This is a genomic window from Paenibacillus sp. FSL L8-0641 (assembly GCF_038006265.1).
Lineage (GTDB): Bacteria > Bacillota > Bacilli > Paenibacillales > Paenibacillaceae > Paenibacillus > Paenibacillus polymyxa_D.
Genome location: NZ_JBBOUW010000001.1, coordinates 3,347,069 through 3,364,347, shown reverse-complemented (window position 1 = coordinate 3,364,347; position 17,279 = coordinate 3,347,069). Strand labels below are relative to the sequence as shown.

Here is a 17,279-nt window from a genome sequence, read left to right as displayed (position 1 = left end):
GTGTGATCTCTATCGTTTTCCCGAGTGGGAGCTGGTAGATTGGTCAGAGGCAATGAGAAGTATACAATTCGGATGGGAGATGACTTATGAAAACAGGTAACCGCACGATGGTATTTGCGATGTTGATCTTGTTATCCAGCTTATTGTATCCGTTCGGTTCTGTAGGGTTTGGTGCGGCTTCGGCCGCCCCTGCTTTCGCCAAAGGAGCAGATATAAGCTGGGTAGCAGGAATGGAAGCGCAAGGTATGAGTTGGAAGGATAAGAAGGGTGTTCGTCGAGATATACTGCAAATTTTGCGAGATGACTATCAGATCAACGCGGTGCGTATCCGTGTGTGGGTAAACCCTGACATGAAAGATTATGCAAGCGGATACATGAATGCCGAAAAGGCAGCAGAACTGGCGCAACGAGCTAAAAAGTTAGGTATGAGCGTTATGCTGACTCTACATTATAGTGATTCTTGGGCAGATCCAGGGCAACAGAACAAACCTTATGCGTGGCGCAATTTCACATTTACACAACTTATGGATGCAGTCTGGTCCCATACGGTCTATGTTATGAACACGATGAAAAGCAAGGGGGTAACACCGGACTGGGTGCAGATCGGTAATGAGACGAACAATGGAATGCTCTGGGAAGACGGCAAAGCTTCGGTGAACATGAAAAACTATGCGTGGCTCGTCAACACGGGCAATAACGCTGTAAAATCGGTAAGCAGTAGTACTAAAACGATCGTACATTTAGCCAACGGGGATAACAGTTCTGTGTTGAACTGGAATATCGGCGGACTGATTGATAATGGAGCTCAGTTTGATCTCATCGGACTGTCTCTGTATCCCTCTCCTGCGGACTGGCAGGGCAAGGTGGATCAGACGATTACCAATGCCAATAACCTCATTGCCAAATACGGAAAAGGCATTGTCATCAGTGAAATCGGGATGGAATATAATGAACCTGCGGCTTCCAAGGCATTTATATTTGCAATCAAAACGAAGGTTCGGAACATCGGAGGCGGTAAAGGTACAGGGGTATTTTATTGGGAGCCTGCTGCAACTCCAGGTTACAATCAAGGTTATAACAAAGGTGCTTGGCAGGCTGACGGTAAACCAACCTCAGCTTTGGAAGGATTTATAAATTAAGAAGTATGTAAGAGTAGATCAAAGAACCTCTAGTTCGCATTTATCAGACTAGAGGTTCTTTATTGTTATCTAGGGCTCTTGGAAGTTATAGGATTAGGCTTCTCGGTTCACCTTGAAGAACGAAATGAGCTCTTCCAGCTCGCCAGACATCAATGTAAGCTTGTCAGAAGCTTGGACAATAGAAGCCATAGACTCAGCCTGTTCTCCAATAGTATGCTGAATTTGTTTGCTGCTGTCGACTGTTTTGCTAACTGTGGAAGACAGCTCGTCAGAGGTAGCTGACATTTCCTGCGTGCTGGCTGAAATCTGCTCCGTTGCACTGGATACTTCCTGGATTTGTGACGACACTTTATTAGACGCATCTAAAATTTCAGAGAACATTTCGCCTGTCTGCTTCGTAACTTCTAGCCCAATCTGAACTTCTTTTGTACCAAGGCTGATGCCTTTTACAGTCTGTTCAATTTCTTTTTGGATTTCTTCAATAAGCTCTGCAATTTGTTTGGCAGACTCTTGAGACTGTTCAGCCAAATTACGCACTTCTCCCGCTACGACTGCAAAACCTTTGCCTTCTTCACCGACTCTGGCAGCTTCAATAGAAGCGTTCAGTGCAAGCAGATTCGTTTGACTGGCAATGCCTGTAATGATGCTGACGATATTGCTGATTTCGTTAGAACGGTTCTGCAGCGCATTAACGGAATCAGCTGTACTTTCCATTGTAGTGGAGATAGAGTCCATTTGAGCGGAAAGCTTTTGGGCTACCTGATTGCCTTCAACGGAGCGTTTTTCCATAGAATAAGCTTGATCGGCTACGGAAGAGGAGCTCTCCGCAATGGTTTGGATAACCGTCGACATTTCATTCATAGCTCTGGAGCTTTCAAGTGCTGCGTGATCCTGAGCTTCAAGCCCTTGGGTTATTTCCTGAATATTGCTGTTAATGACGTTCGTATTCGTACTGTTTTTCTCGCTAATGCTTAACAATTCCTGGGCAGATCCCGTAACTTCTTGCGTGGTATCCTGTACTTTCACCATTGTATCGTTAAGGTGTTTGATCATTGAATTAAATTTTTGATTGATAATGCCAAGGTCGTCCTCGCCTGTCTTGATTTTTACATTCAGATTTCCCTCGCTGACTTCTTCAATGCCCTTCATCAGGCTACGAATCGGGGAGAGGGTGCGTTTTACCAGTAAATATTGAATCGTTAAGAAGATGGCAAGAAACAGAATGAGCAGTGAAACACCGTATACAAGCAATTTATGAAGGCCGGTAGGTACAGAGCTCGCATCTACGTCAAAGTAAATCGCACTTGTGACTTTCCCGCTAGCATCTGTAATCGGGTAAACAATAGTAGTCCATGTGCCATATTCGTCCGTGTAAAAGCTGCTTAATGCTGATTCATTAGATTGAAGCATCTTTTTTACGGCTTGTGCATTTTCGTCAGGAAGAGTGTACATGTCCCCAATGTTCATCTTTAAGTCTTGGAAAGCTTGGACTAAATTTGTGGGAACGCCAATAATGGAGGTCTGATTTCCTTCTGTTAGCTCTGTGCCGAATATGTAAGCTTGGGCAACGTTAGGATAAAGTGTGTGAATAGAATCGAGAAATTTGCGTAAATCTTGTTGCACAGAGCCGTTATAATCTTTTTCATTCAATGCTTGTTGTACTTTTGTTTTATCAACATCTTCTGCCCATTTTTTAGTCAATACCTTAACTTGGTCTTGCAGCTGCGTGGTGAGAATGTTCTTTTGAAGTATATAGCTGGATGTGATGAGAATAGCTCCTATTAATACGATGTTAAGAAAAGAGATTAATAGATTTTTACCAAAAAAGGACATAGTTCTCCACTTCAAGTTTTTCACGTTTTCTTCTCCTTTGAATTAGCGATTTAGTTTCATATACAACCTATCCCATATATATTTCGACAATTTGCTTTCTAATTGTTAGGTATTTATTAAAAGGGAGAGTAGAAGGTTATACAAAAAGAACGGCGGCCCCCGAGTGAATGAAACGATGGGGCCGCCGCTTGTCGGCAAACTGGATTTATGTTGTTTTTCCAACTCAATTCTTACTAAATCACTTTATTGTTCAGACAATATTTAAAAAATAAGATAAATGAGGACAAACGGGTTTGCTTTACACCTATAAATACCTGGATTGCATTGAGGGTTCTTAACTTTTCTGTCCCTTATAAAAGAAGTGAAATGAGCAAGGGTAGTGAAATGAGCGATAAGACTGAGCTAATAACAAATGCAGATGCAGCTTCCGTTTCCAGTGTTTCATAACGGGTAGCAATCATAGCGGCCACAGCCGAGCCGGGAAAAGCGACAAGCAGTACGGCTTTGCTTACATCTTCATGGGATAGTCCTATCAGAACAGCAATACCGAGCATAACAATAGGCATTACGATGGCTTTCAGCATAGCAATGCTAAGTGCTTTTGGACTGAACGTAATCTTCTTGATACCAATGGTTACCCCGATGGCAAATAGGGCTGTACCGGCAGTAACATTGCCGATTTGATCAAACATGGATTGTAAAAGTTTCGGAGCGTGGAATCCACATAGAGTCAATATGACACCAAACAAAGGTACACAGGCAAGTGGCTCGCTGAGTCCATGAAGGACTGATTTCATAGTGACTTTAAATAAGTTGCCTTTAGTGCCGTCGGATTCTGTTGTTTTGCGCTGGCCGACCGTTCCCAAAATACTTGCAAGCGGATCAAGAATGGCATTAACGACGATCCCGGTAATCGCAATCGGGATGGCGACTGTCGCACTTCCGAACAAGCTGCCCAGAACCGGAATTCCCATGAATGCAAAAGAAGGCTGTGTTGAATTCAATGCGAACATGGAGGATTCAGTCAGGCCTTTTTTGGCAATTAAGCGATAAACAATGAGCAATACAATATAAAAGCCGATTACACCAAGTAGCAAAGCCACAAGAAAGGGCCACTTTTGAATCAACGTCTCTCTTGGTGTCGTCGTAATCCCAATAAACAAATGTGCGGGTAGAGCAAACTTCGTCACGAGTGTATTTAATCCCTTAGAAGAAGCGGGGTTAAAAGCTTTAAACAATCCTGCGAAATAACCAATTAAAATGACAAAGAAAATAGGAATTAAGATAATAAAAATATGACCTGTAGCCATGATGTCGCCTCCAATGAAGATGTCCGCCAAAAATGGCGGACATCAGTTAAATAATCACTTTGCGTATGCAAGTATAAATTTGATGTTGTTCGCTATTTTTTAAACCAGGACCGCTTCCTGACCATATTGTTTGATGGGTTTATATTTACAGTCCCACATCGCATCTCGAACTGCTTGTGCGATATCGTCCGGTTGATGACGCGCTACTCCATCCTGAACTGCTGCCTTGGCCACAGCCACGGCTACCGCTTCAGATACTTCGCGTAATTCATTGATTTTTGGCAGCAGGGAAGCACCAGGCTGCGACAAATCCACCATTTGAGCTACTGCATGGGCAGCTGCAGCAAACATGCTATCTGTTATGATTTTGGATTTTACCACGATTGCGCCAAGACCAAGACCCGGGAACACGAAAGCATTGTTGGATTGCCCAATTTCAAACTTAATATTGTTATAGATCACCGGCTCAAAAGGACTTCCTGTGGCAATCAGGGCTTTTCCTTCGGTCCAGTGGATCAAATCTTGCGGAGTTGCTTCTGCAAGTGGAGTCGGGTTGGACATAGGCATAATTATAGGACGTTCTGTATGTTTGGCCATTTCTTTAACGATTTCCTCACTAAATGCCCCACTAACACCGGAAGTACCAATCATAATCGTCGGTTTCACGCGGCGAATGACTTCAAGCAGAGGGATTTTTCCATCTTCAGCATGTTCCCAGTCACGGCATTCTGCAGCATCACGCGCATAAGGAACCTGAAATGGAAAAAGTCCTTCTGTTTCGTTGGTAAGCAGGCCACGGTAATCATAAGCCCAGAAGTTACGTCTTGCTTCTGCTTCTGACAGTCCTTCCAGCATCATGGCGGCGCTAATTTGGTCTGCATTGCCGATTCCGGCAGCTCCTGGACCAAAGACTAGAACCCGATGCTTGCTCAGTGGGATTCCGGACAATTGAACACCGGACATCACACCTGCGAGTGTAACCGCTCCAGTACCTTGAATGTCGTCATTAAAAGTCAAAATACTATTTCCGTATTTATTGATAATGTTCCGTGCATTGACATTGCCCAAATCTTCCCAGTGCAGCAGAGCATTCGGGAAAAAGGAAAGTGCAGCTTGAACATAAGTGTCAATAAATTGATCATATTGTTCTCCACGTACACGTTTGTGACGATTCCCCATATATAAAGGATCTTCCAATAGCTTCTCGTTGTTTGTACCTGCATCAAGAACAACTGCCAGCACCCGGCTAGGATCTATACCAGCAGCAGCTGTATACACAGCAAGCTTACCAATAGAGATATTAATACCTCCGACTCCCCAGTCCCCGATTCCCAAAATACTCTCGGAATCTGTGGCTACGATCAGGTCGATATCATCAGGGTCCAGGTTCAAATTCTTAAAAGCCTCTTCGATACCCGCCAGATTATCAATAGATAAATACATACCACCGGGCTTGTGATATTCATGACTGTATTCCTGTATAGCCTGGCCTACTGTTGGTGTATAAACAATCGGGAGCATTTCGCTTAGGTGCTCAGAGAGCAAACGATAATAAAGGACCGTATTGCGATTAAAAAGATCATTTAACGCAACATTTTTACGCAAATTATCCGGTTGGCTCTGAAATTGCTCGTAAACCCGTTGAACCTGTTCCTCAATAGTTAATATCGTAGGAGGAAGGAGACCGTCAAGTCCAAGTTGTTTCCGTTCTTCCAAGGTAAAAGCCACTCCTTTATTCAGCAGTGGGTTGGCAAGTAGATCTTTTCCGGTTAATTTGGTTTCGATAGATCCGTCTTCCGTAAAATGAAAAGCACGCATTTTTAATTCCTTCTTTCTAGAAAATTACATTTAGTTCATCCTTGAACAATTCGTGGACAAGTATACGCCTTATTTTAAACCAAGTGAACAAGTATGTTGTGTGAAAAATGGTTATATAAGTGTTTACATAAGAGAAATTATGAAAATGAAAGCGATTTTCAATGTTTTTTAAATGAAAATTTCATTTAATTTTCATAATATTTTCGGAAAATATTGATCTAATGTGATGTTTATCATAGTTTTTATAGGTGTGATTCGATTGAGTGTGCATGAAAAATAGCTTAACTTCATTTTATATAAACGAAGTTAAGCCATTTTTTGGGCTATAGGGATGGTTGAGGGACAATTCAATGCTTCGCAGCTTTATATTTAATGAATATCAGGCATTTAATTCTCCAATGCGATTGACGGCTTCATCAGTAACTGTAGCAGAGCGTCGCATCCAGCTGTTACGCCATTTCAATTGCATTATGATGACGAGGGTAAAGGCACAGAACGTAAGTAGGCTCAGACAGATGAAGCCCGGCATATAGGAACCCGTTGATTTGTACAGATGACCCAGTATAAGAGGGAGAAAGTACCCGCCTATGCCACCAGCAGCGCCGACGATGCCGGTCATGAGCCCGATTTCGTTGCCGAAGCGCTGCGGCACGAGCTGGAATACAGAGCCGTTGCCAGCGCCAAGGCACATCATGCCTACGAACAGCAGCACAACTACCACGGTAAGTGGCGGTAAAAACGCAATGCCGGCGAGCATAATCCCGGCCCCCGCATACAAGTACATTAGCATGCGTGAACCACCAATCCGATCGGATAAAAAACCACCTACAGGACGAAAAAAGCTTCCGGCAATCACACAAACGGTTGCAAAATCGGCGGCATGTACCGCGGAGAGGCCATACTGGGTATTGAAGAAAATAGTCAAATAATTAGAAAGGCCAACGAATCCGCCAAACGTCACGCAATAAAAGGCACAGAATACCCAGGCATCCCTCTGTTTGAGCACCGAAGCATATTGCGACAGATTTTTTGGTGCCGGGCGGTGAGGGCTGTTGCGGGCAAAAATACTGAACAGAATGAAGACGATTAAGATGGGGAGGATGGCCAATCCGAAAACGGCTTCCCAACTGCCAAAATGTTGAGCAATGCGGTTGGCGAACAAAGTCGCAAGGACGGTACCACTATTACCGGCTCCGGCAATTCCCATAGCCAAGCCTTGATGCTCTTTGGGGTACCATTGACCGGCTAACGGCAGCGCAGCTGCAAATGAAGCTCCAGCTACGCCCAAGAGTAGGGCAACAACGTATAATTGCTCCAGCGAATCAACCCACAGCCAGCCGAGCAAAAGCGGGATGATCGTGACAAGCATACCAATCTGTCCTGTGAGCTTGGGACCGATATAATCCGACATGAATCCGAGCACGAGCCGCAGCAGGGAACCACCGAGTATGGGTAGAGCGACAAGATTGGCTTTTTGTACAGGGTCCATTGGATAATCATTGGCAATTACAACGGCCAACGGTCCGATCATCCCCCATATCATAAAACTGATATCAAAATACAGAAAGGAACCAAATAAGGTGGGCTTGTGTCCGCTTTTCCAGAAACTTTTTTTGTTCATTCTCCATCTCTCCTGTTCTAATTGTTGTTCTTTGTCTGCAAAATGTAATTTGAACATGAAAAGCCGCAAATCGCCCCTACATGGTATCTAGGAAACGGTTTGCGGCTTCATTGCCGTGGTTGACACACTTCATTGTGAGTCGACTTGGTATGATCACGTTGGAGTGATTTTAATTCAAATTATAAAAAAGGATCTAATGTATGTCAATATACATAACACAAATTCGAGAAAAAAATTAAATAAAAGGTGAAAATATAGTTTTCATGTATTGAATGTTGACATGACATTCACAATTCAGTAATCTTAGATACATATCGGCACAACGATGTGCCGACTTTTACGGCAACGGTGCCCTTTTCCATTGAATGGAGAAGGGCTTTTTCTGTCTTATTTTATTCGGAGAATGGGGCTGGTTTAACATGATGAAAAAACTGGTCGTCGTCGGCAATGGTATGGCAGGCATCAAATGTGTGGAGGAAATACTCAATTTGGAGCCAGAGCGGTTCCAAATCACGATATTTGGTGCAGAGCCCCGTCCCGGGTACAACCGAGTGCTCCTGTCCAAAATGCTTCAGGAGGAGAGCTCATTTAAACATATCGTTACCCATGACTGGGACTGGTATGAAGAGAACGGGGTAAAGCTGTACGCGGGTGAACGCGTCTGTCGTATTGATGTTGCAGCCGGGATGGTGGAAACGGAATCCGGCATGAAAGAACCTTATGACATGCTCATATTGGCAACGGGCTCATTGCCTTTCATGCCGCCCATTCCTGGAGTGCGAAAACAGGGAGTAATTGCTTTTCGTGATGTGAATGATTGTGAAACCATGGCTAGATATGCCAAAACATACCGCAGGGCCACGGTTATCGGAGGGGGGCTGTTAGGACTTGAAGCTGCTCAAGGCCTGCTGAATCTAGGGATGGAAACTGAGGTTGTTCATAATGCGCAGTATCTTATGAACCGTCAGCTTGACCGGACGGCAGCTGTGCTTCTGCAGCGAAAGTTGGAGGAACAGGGCATGAGGTTTCATTTGGCGAAGGAAACGGTCAACATCATAGGCCGAAACAGGGCACAAGGCTTGATGTTTGCGGACGGGAACAGGCTGGACACGGATTTGGTTGTGCTGGCGGTTGGTATCCGACCGAATATCGAATTAGCTCAGGATAGCGGTCTGACTGTAAACCGCGCCATTGTCGTGGATGATTATATGCGCACGAGTATTCCTGGTATTTATGCCGTCGGCGAATGTGCTGAGCACCGGGGGATTTCATACGGACTGGTGGCGCCGCTATATGAGCAGGGCAAAGTGCTGGCAAAAGTTATTTGTGGTCGTGAAACGGCTCCCTATGAAGGGACGATTCCGTATGCGCAGCTCAAGGTAGCGGGGATCCATGTGTTTTCCGCAGGAGACATTCGCGATGAGGGAAACGAGACAGCAGTTATGGAATATAACGGGATGCTGGAGGTTTATAAAAAAGTGATGATGCACGGCGGTGCTGTCACTGGCGCCATTTTGTACGGAGATACGGCGGAAAGTACCTCGTTGCTCGGAATGGTACGGCGCGGGGCGTCCGCTACAGAGCTTACATCCCGGGATAACAGCCGGAGCAAAGCAGAGGATGCGGCAGCCGCACTGCCGGAAGAAGAAACGGTATGTGCGTGCAACGGCGTGAGTAAGGGGGCTATTTTGCGAGCGATTGCCACGGATAAGCTGAAGACGGTGGAAGAGGTGAAGAGCCGGACCAAAGCGTCCGGTTCCTGTGGGGGATGTCGGCCGCTGGTGGCTGCACTGGTCAAAAATAGTTTGTCCCGATCCACAGATTCCGGACCTGTAGTTACTCCAACCGCCCAAGAAATTGTCCCTGTGTGTGGATGTACGCATTACGATCATGATTCGCTTAAAACAGCTATGGTGGACGCAATCTGTCAGACTCCAGGTGAAGTAGTATCCCGTCTCGGTTGGACTAGACAGCAGGGGTGTGAATTGTGTCGTCCGGCTGTACTTTATTACTTGGAATCTCTCGGGTTGCGCGACAGATCTGCGACAAATCCATTAGGGGCTGGCGTTGCGGTTCAGGTCACACCGCAGTACGGAGGAGAGGCGCCCTCTGCGGGTCTGCGCTTTACGAACCTAAATGCCGAGGATCGGTCTTTTGTTGAGTCGGATCTGATGGATCAGGCATTTGTAGAAGTAGCCTGGCTAAGAGAGCGGTTGGCAACTTTATGGGGAAGTCTCGCATTGCCAGCGTTAGTTACAGTTGCTATTTGTCCTGGATCGGCGTATCCCGGAGGTGTACTTGTCCACGATATTGGAATATCTCGTTCTCCAGCAGGCTGGGAGGTCTATGCGGGTGGCCATGCAGAGCATCCGGTTCGCCAGGGGCACCTGCTTGGATTGGAGGAAGACCCGACAGAAGCGGTTCTGCTGACTGCAACTTGCTTGCAAATATACCGACATAGTGCCCGGTATGGGGAAAAAATGTGGGAGTGGATTGAAAGGACTGGTGTTCTGGCATTACGGGAAAGTGTGCTTGACGCTGCTCTTCGAAGTGGTCTAGCGGGTAGTCTGCGGACCACAATGCTGACAGGATGACGGGTTGAGTTGGAGTTATGGCGAATTATCTATCGTGCAGACGATAAAATTCCGAAAAATGGCGAAAGGAAGGTGGCTTTGATGTGTCAGTCGGGAGAAGGCAAACCGGAAGCTGGGCTACATGTACCGTCAGTAATGGATACGCAGTGCCCGTTTTGCAGCGTGCAATGTAAGATGACCGTTAGCACGGGTACAGAGACACTTGCGGGTATCATTCGTACAGTGTATAAGGCGGAAGGGAAGCATAATGCAGCCTCGCAGGGTAGGTTGTGCATCAAGGGAATGAATGCGCATCAGCATGCGACTCATGCGGAAAGGCTGGTACAGCCCCTCATTCGCAAAGAGGGTCAACTGGTTCCCGTCAAGTGGGAGGAGGCGTTGGATACTATAGCTAGCAGTTTCTCTACGCTACTGTCCACACAAGGTCCTGATGCAATCGGAATTTACGGTGGAGGTTCACTCTCCAATGAAACGGCTTATTTACTCGGCAAATTTGCAAGAGTGGCTGTAGGTACGCGATATATCGACTATAACGGGCGCTTCTGCATGTCGGCAGCGGCATCCGCTGGCAGTAAAGTGTTTGGCATTGATCGCGGACTGACCTGCAGGCTGGCTGATATTCCGTTGGCTCGTTGTATTGTGCTCGCAGGTACGAATATCGCTGAATGCCAGCCGACCTTAATGCCTTACTTTCACCAGGCGAAGGAAAACGGCGCCTTTGTCATCGTAATTGACCCGCGCGCGACACCAACGGCGGCCGCCGCTGATTTGCACCTGCAAATCAAGCCGGGTACGGATGCTGTGCTGGCCAATGCCATGCTAAAGGTCATCGTGGATGAGGGATTTGCGAATGAAGAGTTTATCCGCAAGCGGACCAACGGCTATGACCAGCTGTTGACTCATTTGAAGGGTGTGGATCTGAGAGAATCGGCTGCGTTGTGCGGAATTGAAGTAGAAATGATCCAGCAGGCAGCACGTGCCTTTGGCAGTGTGGAGACGGGCATCGTTTTTACGGCCAGGGGTGTTGAACAGCAGACAGATGGACATATGGCGGTGCGTGCATTTCTTAATCTGGTGCTGGCCACTGGCAAGATTGGAAGGGAAGGATGCGGTTATGGAGCTATCACAGGTCAGGGAAACGGGCAAGGGGGACGAGAGCACGGCCAAAAGGCTGACCAGCTTCCTGGTTACAGATCGATTGAGGATGAAGAAGATCGAGCCTATGTGGCGTCCGTATGGGGAGTGAAACCAAGCAGTTTGCCAGGAAAAGGGGTGTCCGCCTATGAAATGATGGAGCTTGTCCATCAGAAACAAATCCAAGCTTTGTTCGTGATGGGCTCTAATCCTATTGTATCTAACCCGAATGTCCGGCTGGTGGAGAAAGCCCTCAAAAAGCTGAATCTGCTGGTTGTGGCGGATATGTTTCTCACGGAAACCGCGCGAATGGCTGACGTCGTTTTGCCTGTGACATCTTATTTGGAGAATATGGGGACGATGACTAATCTGGAGGGCCGCGTTCTGCTACGGGAAGCGGCGAGGCCCGCACCAGGCGAGGCTAGAGATGACTGGAACATTTTGTGTCAGGTGGCTGCAAAGCTAAACAAGGGCGGCTATTTCTCGTACAGGGATGCCGAGCATATCTTTGAAGAACTGCGGCTCGCCAGCCGGGGCGGTCCTTCCGATTACTACGGGATCACATACGACAGGCTGCGTCGTGAAGAAGGAGTATATTGGCCATGCCCGTCTACGGACAGAGCCGGTATGGATACAATGTTTCGGGAAACCTTTGCCCATTCTGATCAAAAGGCTGTTTTTACGGTGGTTGAAAGCTGTGGAGCAGGAGAGGAGATATCAGAGGAGTACCCGCTTATTTTGACGAACGGCCGTGTACTGGCTCACTATTTGACCGGTGCACAAACGCGCAGAAGTCCGTCGCTGGCCGCGCGAGAGATTGAGAATTATGTGGAAATTCATCCGCGGACAGCGCGACGCTGGCACATCAGGGACGGGGAGTGGGTAGAAATAGCATCACAGCGCGGCAGCTTCACTGTCCGCAGCCGGATCAAACCACATATCCGCGAAGATACGCTCTTCGTGCCCATGCATTGGGGTGGGATACAAAATGTTAATCGGGCGACCCGCCCTGATCTTGATCCGTTCTGTCGGATGCCTGGCTTCAAAACGGCAGCTGTACGCATCCGTCCCCTTCATCTGGCTGCAGCCGCAACCAGTGCAGATAACGAGGAATGGTCGGAGTTCTAGAGCAGGACGGAGTAAGTGACTTTTTCTTTGCATAAAAGGCCAGCCCCCTTGTATGAGTGAGGGAGCTAGCCTTTTTGAGTTGGACAGTTTAGGGCTCGTAATCACTAGACTGCGTGACGCCAGTAATTATAAATGCAATCGGGTTTCAGATCTGTCTGCTCCCGTTTTTATTTCTGTTCTGAGCATGGCTTCCCGCCAGTGACAATACAAACCCCAGGCGTGCCCATTTTCTAGCAGCGGTTTGCAGGTATACAAACCTTCCTCTATGGAGTCAACTCGCCCTGCAACGAACAGCCGGACCGCACTGTTGAGTAACACTTGATTCGAAAAGGCTATAGAAGCTGTGCCTTGTAGCACTTCCTCCGTAATGCGCAGTTGTTCAGCGGGGGTCCAGTTATGCTCTGGTACCACCGAATCCAGTCCGTACATTTCCGGATCAATAACCTGTAATGATACTTCACCGTTAGCAAGCAGGTAAGTCCGGGTCGGCCGATCGATGAACAGATCCTCCGATCCTTCGCTCCCTTGGACGATCAGAGCTCTGTGGTAATTCAGATTTTGTATGAGTTTCGCCGTCTTTTCGAACACAGTATTGTGGAAAACGCCGAATACAATATATGGGGAAGAACCGTAATCAACCAGTTTCTCGGCAGTATTCAGCACTGTGCGAAGCCCCAGTTCTTCGCGAATGGGCCGCATATCTCGCAGAGGCACGCACCACTGTTCGGAGGCTACGAACAGTACACCAGTCAGCTTCGCGGCATGAACGGCGATTTCACGCGTCATGTTCCGGGGCGTTACCCCCATTTCCTGCAATAAAAGCGGGAGCGTAACACCCCATTTGGGAGGGAGAGGTGCACTGCCGTGCATCGTTACAGGAATTCCGCATGAGGCGAGTAGAAAGGCCGTTGCGAAGGTGGCAATAAATGAAGACTTCCTGCCATCATACGGACCGGCGAAATCAATACCTTCCTGCATCGGGAAGCGATGGGTATATTTACGACAGACGTTTACGAATGCTTCCAGCTCGCCAACACTCTCCATTTTAATGCGCTCCGCGGCAAAGAAAGCTCCGATTTGAGCAGGGGTTGCTGATTGGGTCATAATAAGTTCGGCAGCAGCTTCGGCTTCGGCGTAATTCAGATCCCGGGCGCCCCTTTTGCCACGACCAACTTCTTTTAATATTTCAATGATATTCATGTTCAGGCCCCTTTCAGATTTATGCTTTTAGCATTTGCTGTGCTTTGACGATGGAAATTGCCACATCAACGATACGTTTGCGTTCGTTCATTGCTTTTTTCCGCAGCACATCATATGCTTCCGCTTCCGGGATACCGTTTACTTCTCCAAGTATTCCTTTCGCCATATCAATCCATTTGCGTTCTTCCAACCGAGCGGTCAGTTGCTTGCGTTCACTTTGCCAGTGCTGGCGTTCAAAAAAGCGTTTGGCACTAAAATGAAGAGCCCAATTCAGCTCATGGGCTGCCATAGAAGGGGTTAGAATGCCATCAACAGTGACATCAGCTTCACAAGCCTCTGTCGATGATAACGCTGATTCTGCGCTGCACCACCAGAGCAACGGGACTGCTTTGGCTTGCTCCAGCCTGCCACCCCACATGCTGATCGTGCCGACAGGCATGTCTAGTACCGCCGCATCTGCATTAAGGATTAGCTGTTTGATTTCAGATTCATTGCGGCAGGGCAGAGTTAGGTATCCGTTGGATTCTAAAAGGTTTTCAGGTCCTGCCTGCCATGAGGAAACGGCGTGTGTCTGCTCAGATACATGGTCAGAATGTAAGTGAATTACCAACAAGGAACGCAAGCGGGCTCCTCCTCTCTGTAATATGAAGGGTAGTTAGCGATGGGGATGATATTCATTGATAACAAATATGACATGTGATTTCATCCGTTTGCTTTATTTTTCCACCATCCTCAAGTTAAAACGGACTTTTAAACCATTTTGGCGTGTTTTGGTCTGAAAATCAATCCTAATTTTGTAGGGAAGTGATATTTTATACGTCATAGACATGTTACATGGTGATAAAATATAATTTTTTATAAGTTTATGCGTTAGGAATGTTGACATATCATTTGAACCATTATATATTAGCTACAATACTTTTTAATTCCATACTCTGATGGATACAACGGCGTATTCGATGAAACGGCAATGGAGCCTGTTTTCTCATGTGGGGGGATATTTTGAATCCCCATATGTGAAGCGGGCTTTTTATGTTTTGAGGATACCAATGGAAAGGGAGTGACCTGATGAACAATATCCAAAAGTTAGTGTTGATCGGCAACGGAATGGCGGGGATACGCACTCTCGAACATTTGCTGAAGCTTGCACCAGGTAGCTATGAGATTACGGTATTCGGGGCCGAGCCCCATCCAAACTATAACCGGATCATGCTGTCTTCCGTTCTGGCGGGAGGGGCTGGTTTGCAGGATATTGTCATCAACGACTGGAGTTGGTATGAAGACAACAATATTCGATTGTATACCGATGATCCTGTCACAGCTATCGACACGGAAAAGCAGCAGGTGACATCACGCTCCGGCGTATGCATCTCTTATGATTTGTTGTTGTTGGCAACGGGGTCTAAAGCCTTTATTCTGCCGCTTCCAGGGGCCGACAAGGATGGTGTTATCGGTTTCCGGGATATTCGTGACTGTGAAACGATGATGGAGACGGCGAAGACGCACAAAAAAGCAGCCGTCATCGGTGGCGGATTGCTTGGACTAGAGGCAGCCAGGGGGCTGCTTAACTTGGGGATGGACGTCACAGTTATCCATATTAACGGATATATTATGGATCGGCAGCTGGATGAGGCTGCTTCCCTTATGCTACGGCGCGAGCTGGAAGAGCAGGGAATGACATTTCTGGTCAATAAGCGGACGGCGGCTATAACAGGACGTCGCCGCGTGGAAGGGTTGAAATTTGCTGATGGCAGCGAGTTGGAAGCGGATCTGATCGTTATGGCGGTAGGCATCAAACCAGACATTGAACTGGCGGTGTCGGCGGGAATCCCTGTAAACCGCGGGATCATCGTAAATGATCACATGGAAACGAATATCCCCGGCATCTACGCCGTTGGAGAATGTGCAGAACACCGGGGAATCACTTACGGGCTGGTTGCTCCATTATATGAGCAAGGTGGTGTACTGGCTCAGCGACTCGCGGGAATGGAGACTCCCGGCTACAGTGGTTCAGTTACCTCGACAAGGTTGAAGGTATCGGGTGTCGACGTGTTTTCAGCAGGGGATTACAAGGATGAACCGGGAACACGTTCCCTGCGGTATCAGGATGATATTGGTAGCGTCTACAAAAAAATCGTAATCAAGGAAGAAAAACTGATCGGAGCCGTTCTGTTTGGGGATACGTCTGACGGAGCCATGCTGTTTTCGTTGATCAAAAGTGGCGAGTCGGTGGTTGGCCGAGAGAAAGAGTTATTACTTGGCTTCAATCCTGGTCAACCAGAAGCTAGTGGCTCCATGATGCTGGAGCAGATGCCTGATGACGAAATTGTATGTGGATGTAATGGTGTATCCAAGGGTGACATTGGAGAGGCGGTTGCGGCTGGCTGCCGGAGTGTCGGGGAGATTAAGGCATGCACAAAAGCATCGGCCTCATGTGGCGGCTGCAAGCCATTAGTGGAGGGACTCTTACAGCTATACGCAGGCGCAGAAGCCGGAGAAACGATGAAAGAGGGTATTTGTAGTTGTACGACGCTTGACCGGGAAGCGATCATTGATGGCATTCGGGAGATGGGATTAAAGAGTGTCAAAGAAGTGATGAATGTGCTGGGATGGAACGAACCGGAAGGTTGCACTAAATGTCGGCCGGCCCTCAATTATTATCTAGGTATGCTATGGCCACTGGATTATGAAGATGAGAAGGAATCCAGATTTACGAATGAACGGTACCATGCCAATATACAAAAAGATGGCACCTATTCTGTCGTGCCCCGCATTTATGGAGGAGTTACTTCACCTGCCGACCTGAAGAAAATTGCTGCTGTCGCGGAGAAATACAATGTGCCTCTGGTTAAATTTACGGGTGGTCAACGTCTTGACCTGCTTGGTGTGAAAAAAGAGGATTTGCCAGGGATCTGGGCCGAGTTGGATATGCCGTCTGGATATGCCTATGGAAAGACGCTGCGAACGGTTAAGACGTGTGTAGGTAATACCTTTTGCCGCTTTGGCACGCAGGATGCTATGGGGATGGGCATCCGGTTGGAAAAGGCATTTGAACGTCTGAATGCTCCATCCAAAGTCAAACTGGCTGTGTCCGGTTGCCCGCGTAACTGCGCTGAAGCGACGATCAAGGATTTGGGCGTCGTTGCTATTGACGGTGGCTGGGGGATCTACGTTGGAGGTAACGGGGGTATCAAGGTTCGGGCAGCTGAACTACTTTGTACCGTTAGAACCGAGGATGAAGTGATGGAATGGACCGGTGCCTATCTGCAGTATTATCGTGAGCAGGCCAATTGGAACGAACGCACAGCCCATTGGTTGGAACGGGTCGGAGTGGAATCCATCAAACAGGCACTTTCGGATGCAGAGACGAGGAAGCAACTGGTGACCAGAATTGAAGAGACATTAAGCACGACGACTGATCCGTGGCACGAAATTATTCACAACGAAGAGCTGCGCAAAAATTTTGTGCAGCTGCCGGAACTTAAGCCAGTAATGGAATAGG

At 47.4% G+C, this 17,279-nt stretch carries 10 protein-coding genes; 4 read left to right on the top strand and 6 right to left on the bottom strand.

Going from position 1 to position 17,279, the window contains the following annotated elements; genetic code table 11:
• The first annotated feature begins 86 nt into the window (after positions 1-86).
• Positions 87-1,139 carry a glycoside hydrolase family 53 protein gene (locus MKY16_RS15050; protein WP_340955891.1) on the top strand — a complete coding sequence of 351 codons (1,053 nt, stop codon included), beginning with the start codon at positions 87-89 and terminating at the stop codon, positions 1,137-1,139.
• Between the two features lie 93 nt (positions 1,140-1,232).
• On the opposite strand, the gene MKY16_RS15045 is transcribed toward MKY16_RS15050, so the two are convergent.
• The 4 genes from MKY16_RS15045 to MKY16_RS15030 all read right to left on the bottom strand — a co-directional run bounded on the left by MKY16_RS15045 (position 1,233) and on the right by MKY16_RS15030 (position 7,721).
• Positions 1,233-2,996 carry a methyl-accepting chemotaxis protein gene (locus tag MKY16_RS15045; RefSeq protein ID WP_209949555.1) on the bottom strand — a complete coding sequence of 588 codons (1,764 nt, stop codon included), beginning with the start codon at positions 2,994-2,996 and terminating at the stop codon, positions 1,233-1,235.
• 326 nt (positions 2,997-3,322) lie between these two features.
• Positions 3,323-4,282, bottom strand: coding sequence for an AEC family transporter (locus MKY16_RS15040; protein ID WP_069010563.1), 960 nt, complete (start codon positions 4,280-4,282; stop codon positions 3,323-3,325).
• 99 nt (positions 4,283-4,381) lie between these two features.
• Complete coding sequence (locus tag MKY16_RS15035) at positions 4,382-6,100, bottom strand: NAD-dependent malic enzyme (RefSeq protein ID WP_318627887.1); 1,719 nt, start codon at positions 6,098-6,100, stop codon at positions 4,382-4,384.
• A gap of 379 nt (positions 6,101-6,479) precedes the next feature.
• The gene (locus tag MKY16_RS15030; protein ID WP_029517674.1) at positions 6,480-7,721 is read right to left on the bottom strand and encodes a nitrate/nitrite transporter; all 1,242 of its coding nucleotides are present in this window, start codon (positions 7,719-7,721) and stop codon (positions 6,480-6,482) included.
• 419 nt (positions 7,722-8,140) lie between these two features.
• On the opposite strand from MKY16_RS15030, the gene nirB (MKY16_RS15025) reads away from it, so the two are divergent.
• Together nirB (MKY16_RS15025) and nasC are read left to right on the top strand one after the other, a co-directional pair.
• Positions 8,141-10,315 (top strand): nitrite reductase large subunit NirB, encoded by a 2,175-nt coding sequence (nirB, locus tag MKY16_RS15025; protein WP_340955887.1) that lies wholly within the window; start codon positions 8,141-8,143, stop codon positions 10,313-10,315.
• 81 nt (positions 10,316-10,396) lie between these two features.
• Positions 10,397-12,577 carry an assimilatory nitrate reductase catalytic subunit NasC gene (gene nasC / locus MKY16_RS15020; protein WP_241113519.1) on the top strand — a complete coding sequence of 727 codons (2,181 nt, stop codon included), beginning with the start codon at positions 10,397-10,399 and terminating at the stop codon, positions 12,575-12,577.
• 126 nt (positions 12,578-12,703) lie between these two features.
• Here nasC and MKY16_RS15015 read toward each other — a convergent pair whose 3' ends face one another.
• Complete coding sequence (locus MKY16_RS15015) at positions 12,704-13,777, bottom strand: anthranilate phosphoribosyltransferase (protein WP_340932589.1); 1,074 nt, start codon at positions 13,775-13,777, stop codon at positions 12,704-12,706.
• A 19-nt stretch (positions 13,778-13,796) separates the two neighbouring features.
• On the bottom strand, positions 13,797-14,399 hold the full coding sequence (locus tag MKY16_RS15010) for an ANTAR domain-containing response regulator (RefSeq protein ID WP_029517669.1): 603 nt from the start codon (positions 14,397-14,399) through the stop codon (positions 13,797-13,799).
• A 446-nt stretch (positions 14,400-14,845) separates the two neighbouring features.
• On the opposite strand from MKY16_RS15010, the gene nirB (MKY16_RS15005) reads away from it, so the two are divergent.
• Complete coding sequence (gene nirB / locus MKY16_RS15005; protein ID WP_340955885.1) at positions 14,846-17,278, top strand: nitrite reductase large subunit NirB; 2,433 nt, start codon at positions 14,846-14,848, stop codon at positions 17,276-17,278.
• The last annotated feature ends 1 nt before the right edge of the window (position 17,279 follow it).

Coding starts and splice junctions, on each gene's coding strand:
- MKY16_RS15040 (WP_069010563.1), bottom strand. CDS start 4,282: ATGGCTACAGGTCATATTTTTATTATCTTAATTCCTATTTTCTTTGTC.
- nirB (WP_340955887.1), top strand. CDS start 8,141: ATGATGAAAAAACTGGTCGTCGTCGGCAATGGTATGGCAGGCATCAAA.
- nasC (WP_241113519.1), top strand. CDS start 10,397: ATGTGTCAGTCGGGAGAAGGCAAACCGGAAGCTGGGCTACATGTACCG.
- MKY16_RS15035 (WP_318627887.1), bottom strand. CDS start 6,100: ATGCGTGCTTTTCATTTTACGGAAGACGGATCTATCGAAACCAAATTA.
- MKY16_RS15015 (WP_340932589.1), bottom strand. CDS start 13,777: ATGAATATCATTGAAATATTAAAAGAAGTTGGTCGTGGCAAAAGGGGC.
- MKY16_RS15030 (WP_029517674.1), bottom strand. CDS start 7,721: ATGAACAAAAAAAGTTTCTGGAAAAGCGGACACAAGCCCACCTTATTT.
- MKY16_RS15050 (WP_340955891.1), top strand. CDS start 87: ATGAAAACAGGTAACCGCACGATGGTATTTGCGATGTTGATCTTGTTA.
- nirB (WP_340955885.1), top strand. CDS start 14,846: ATGAACAATATCCAAAAGTTAGTGTTGATCGGCAACGGAATGGCGGGG.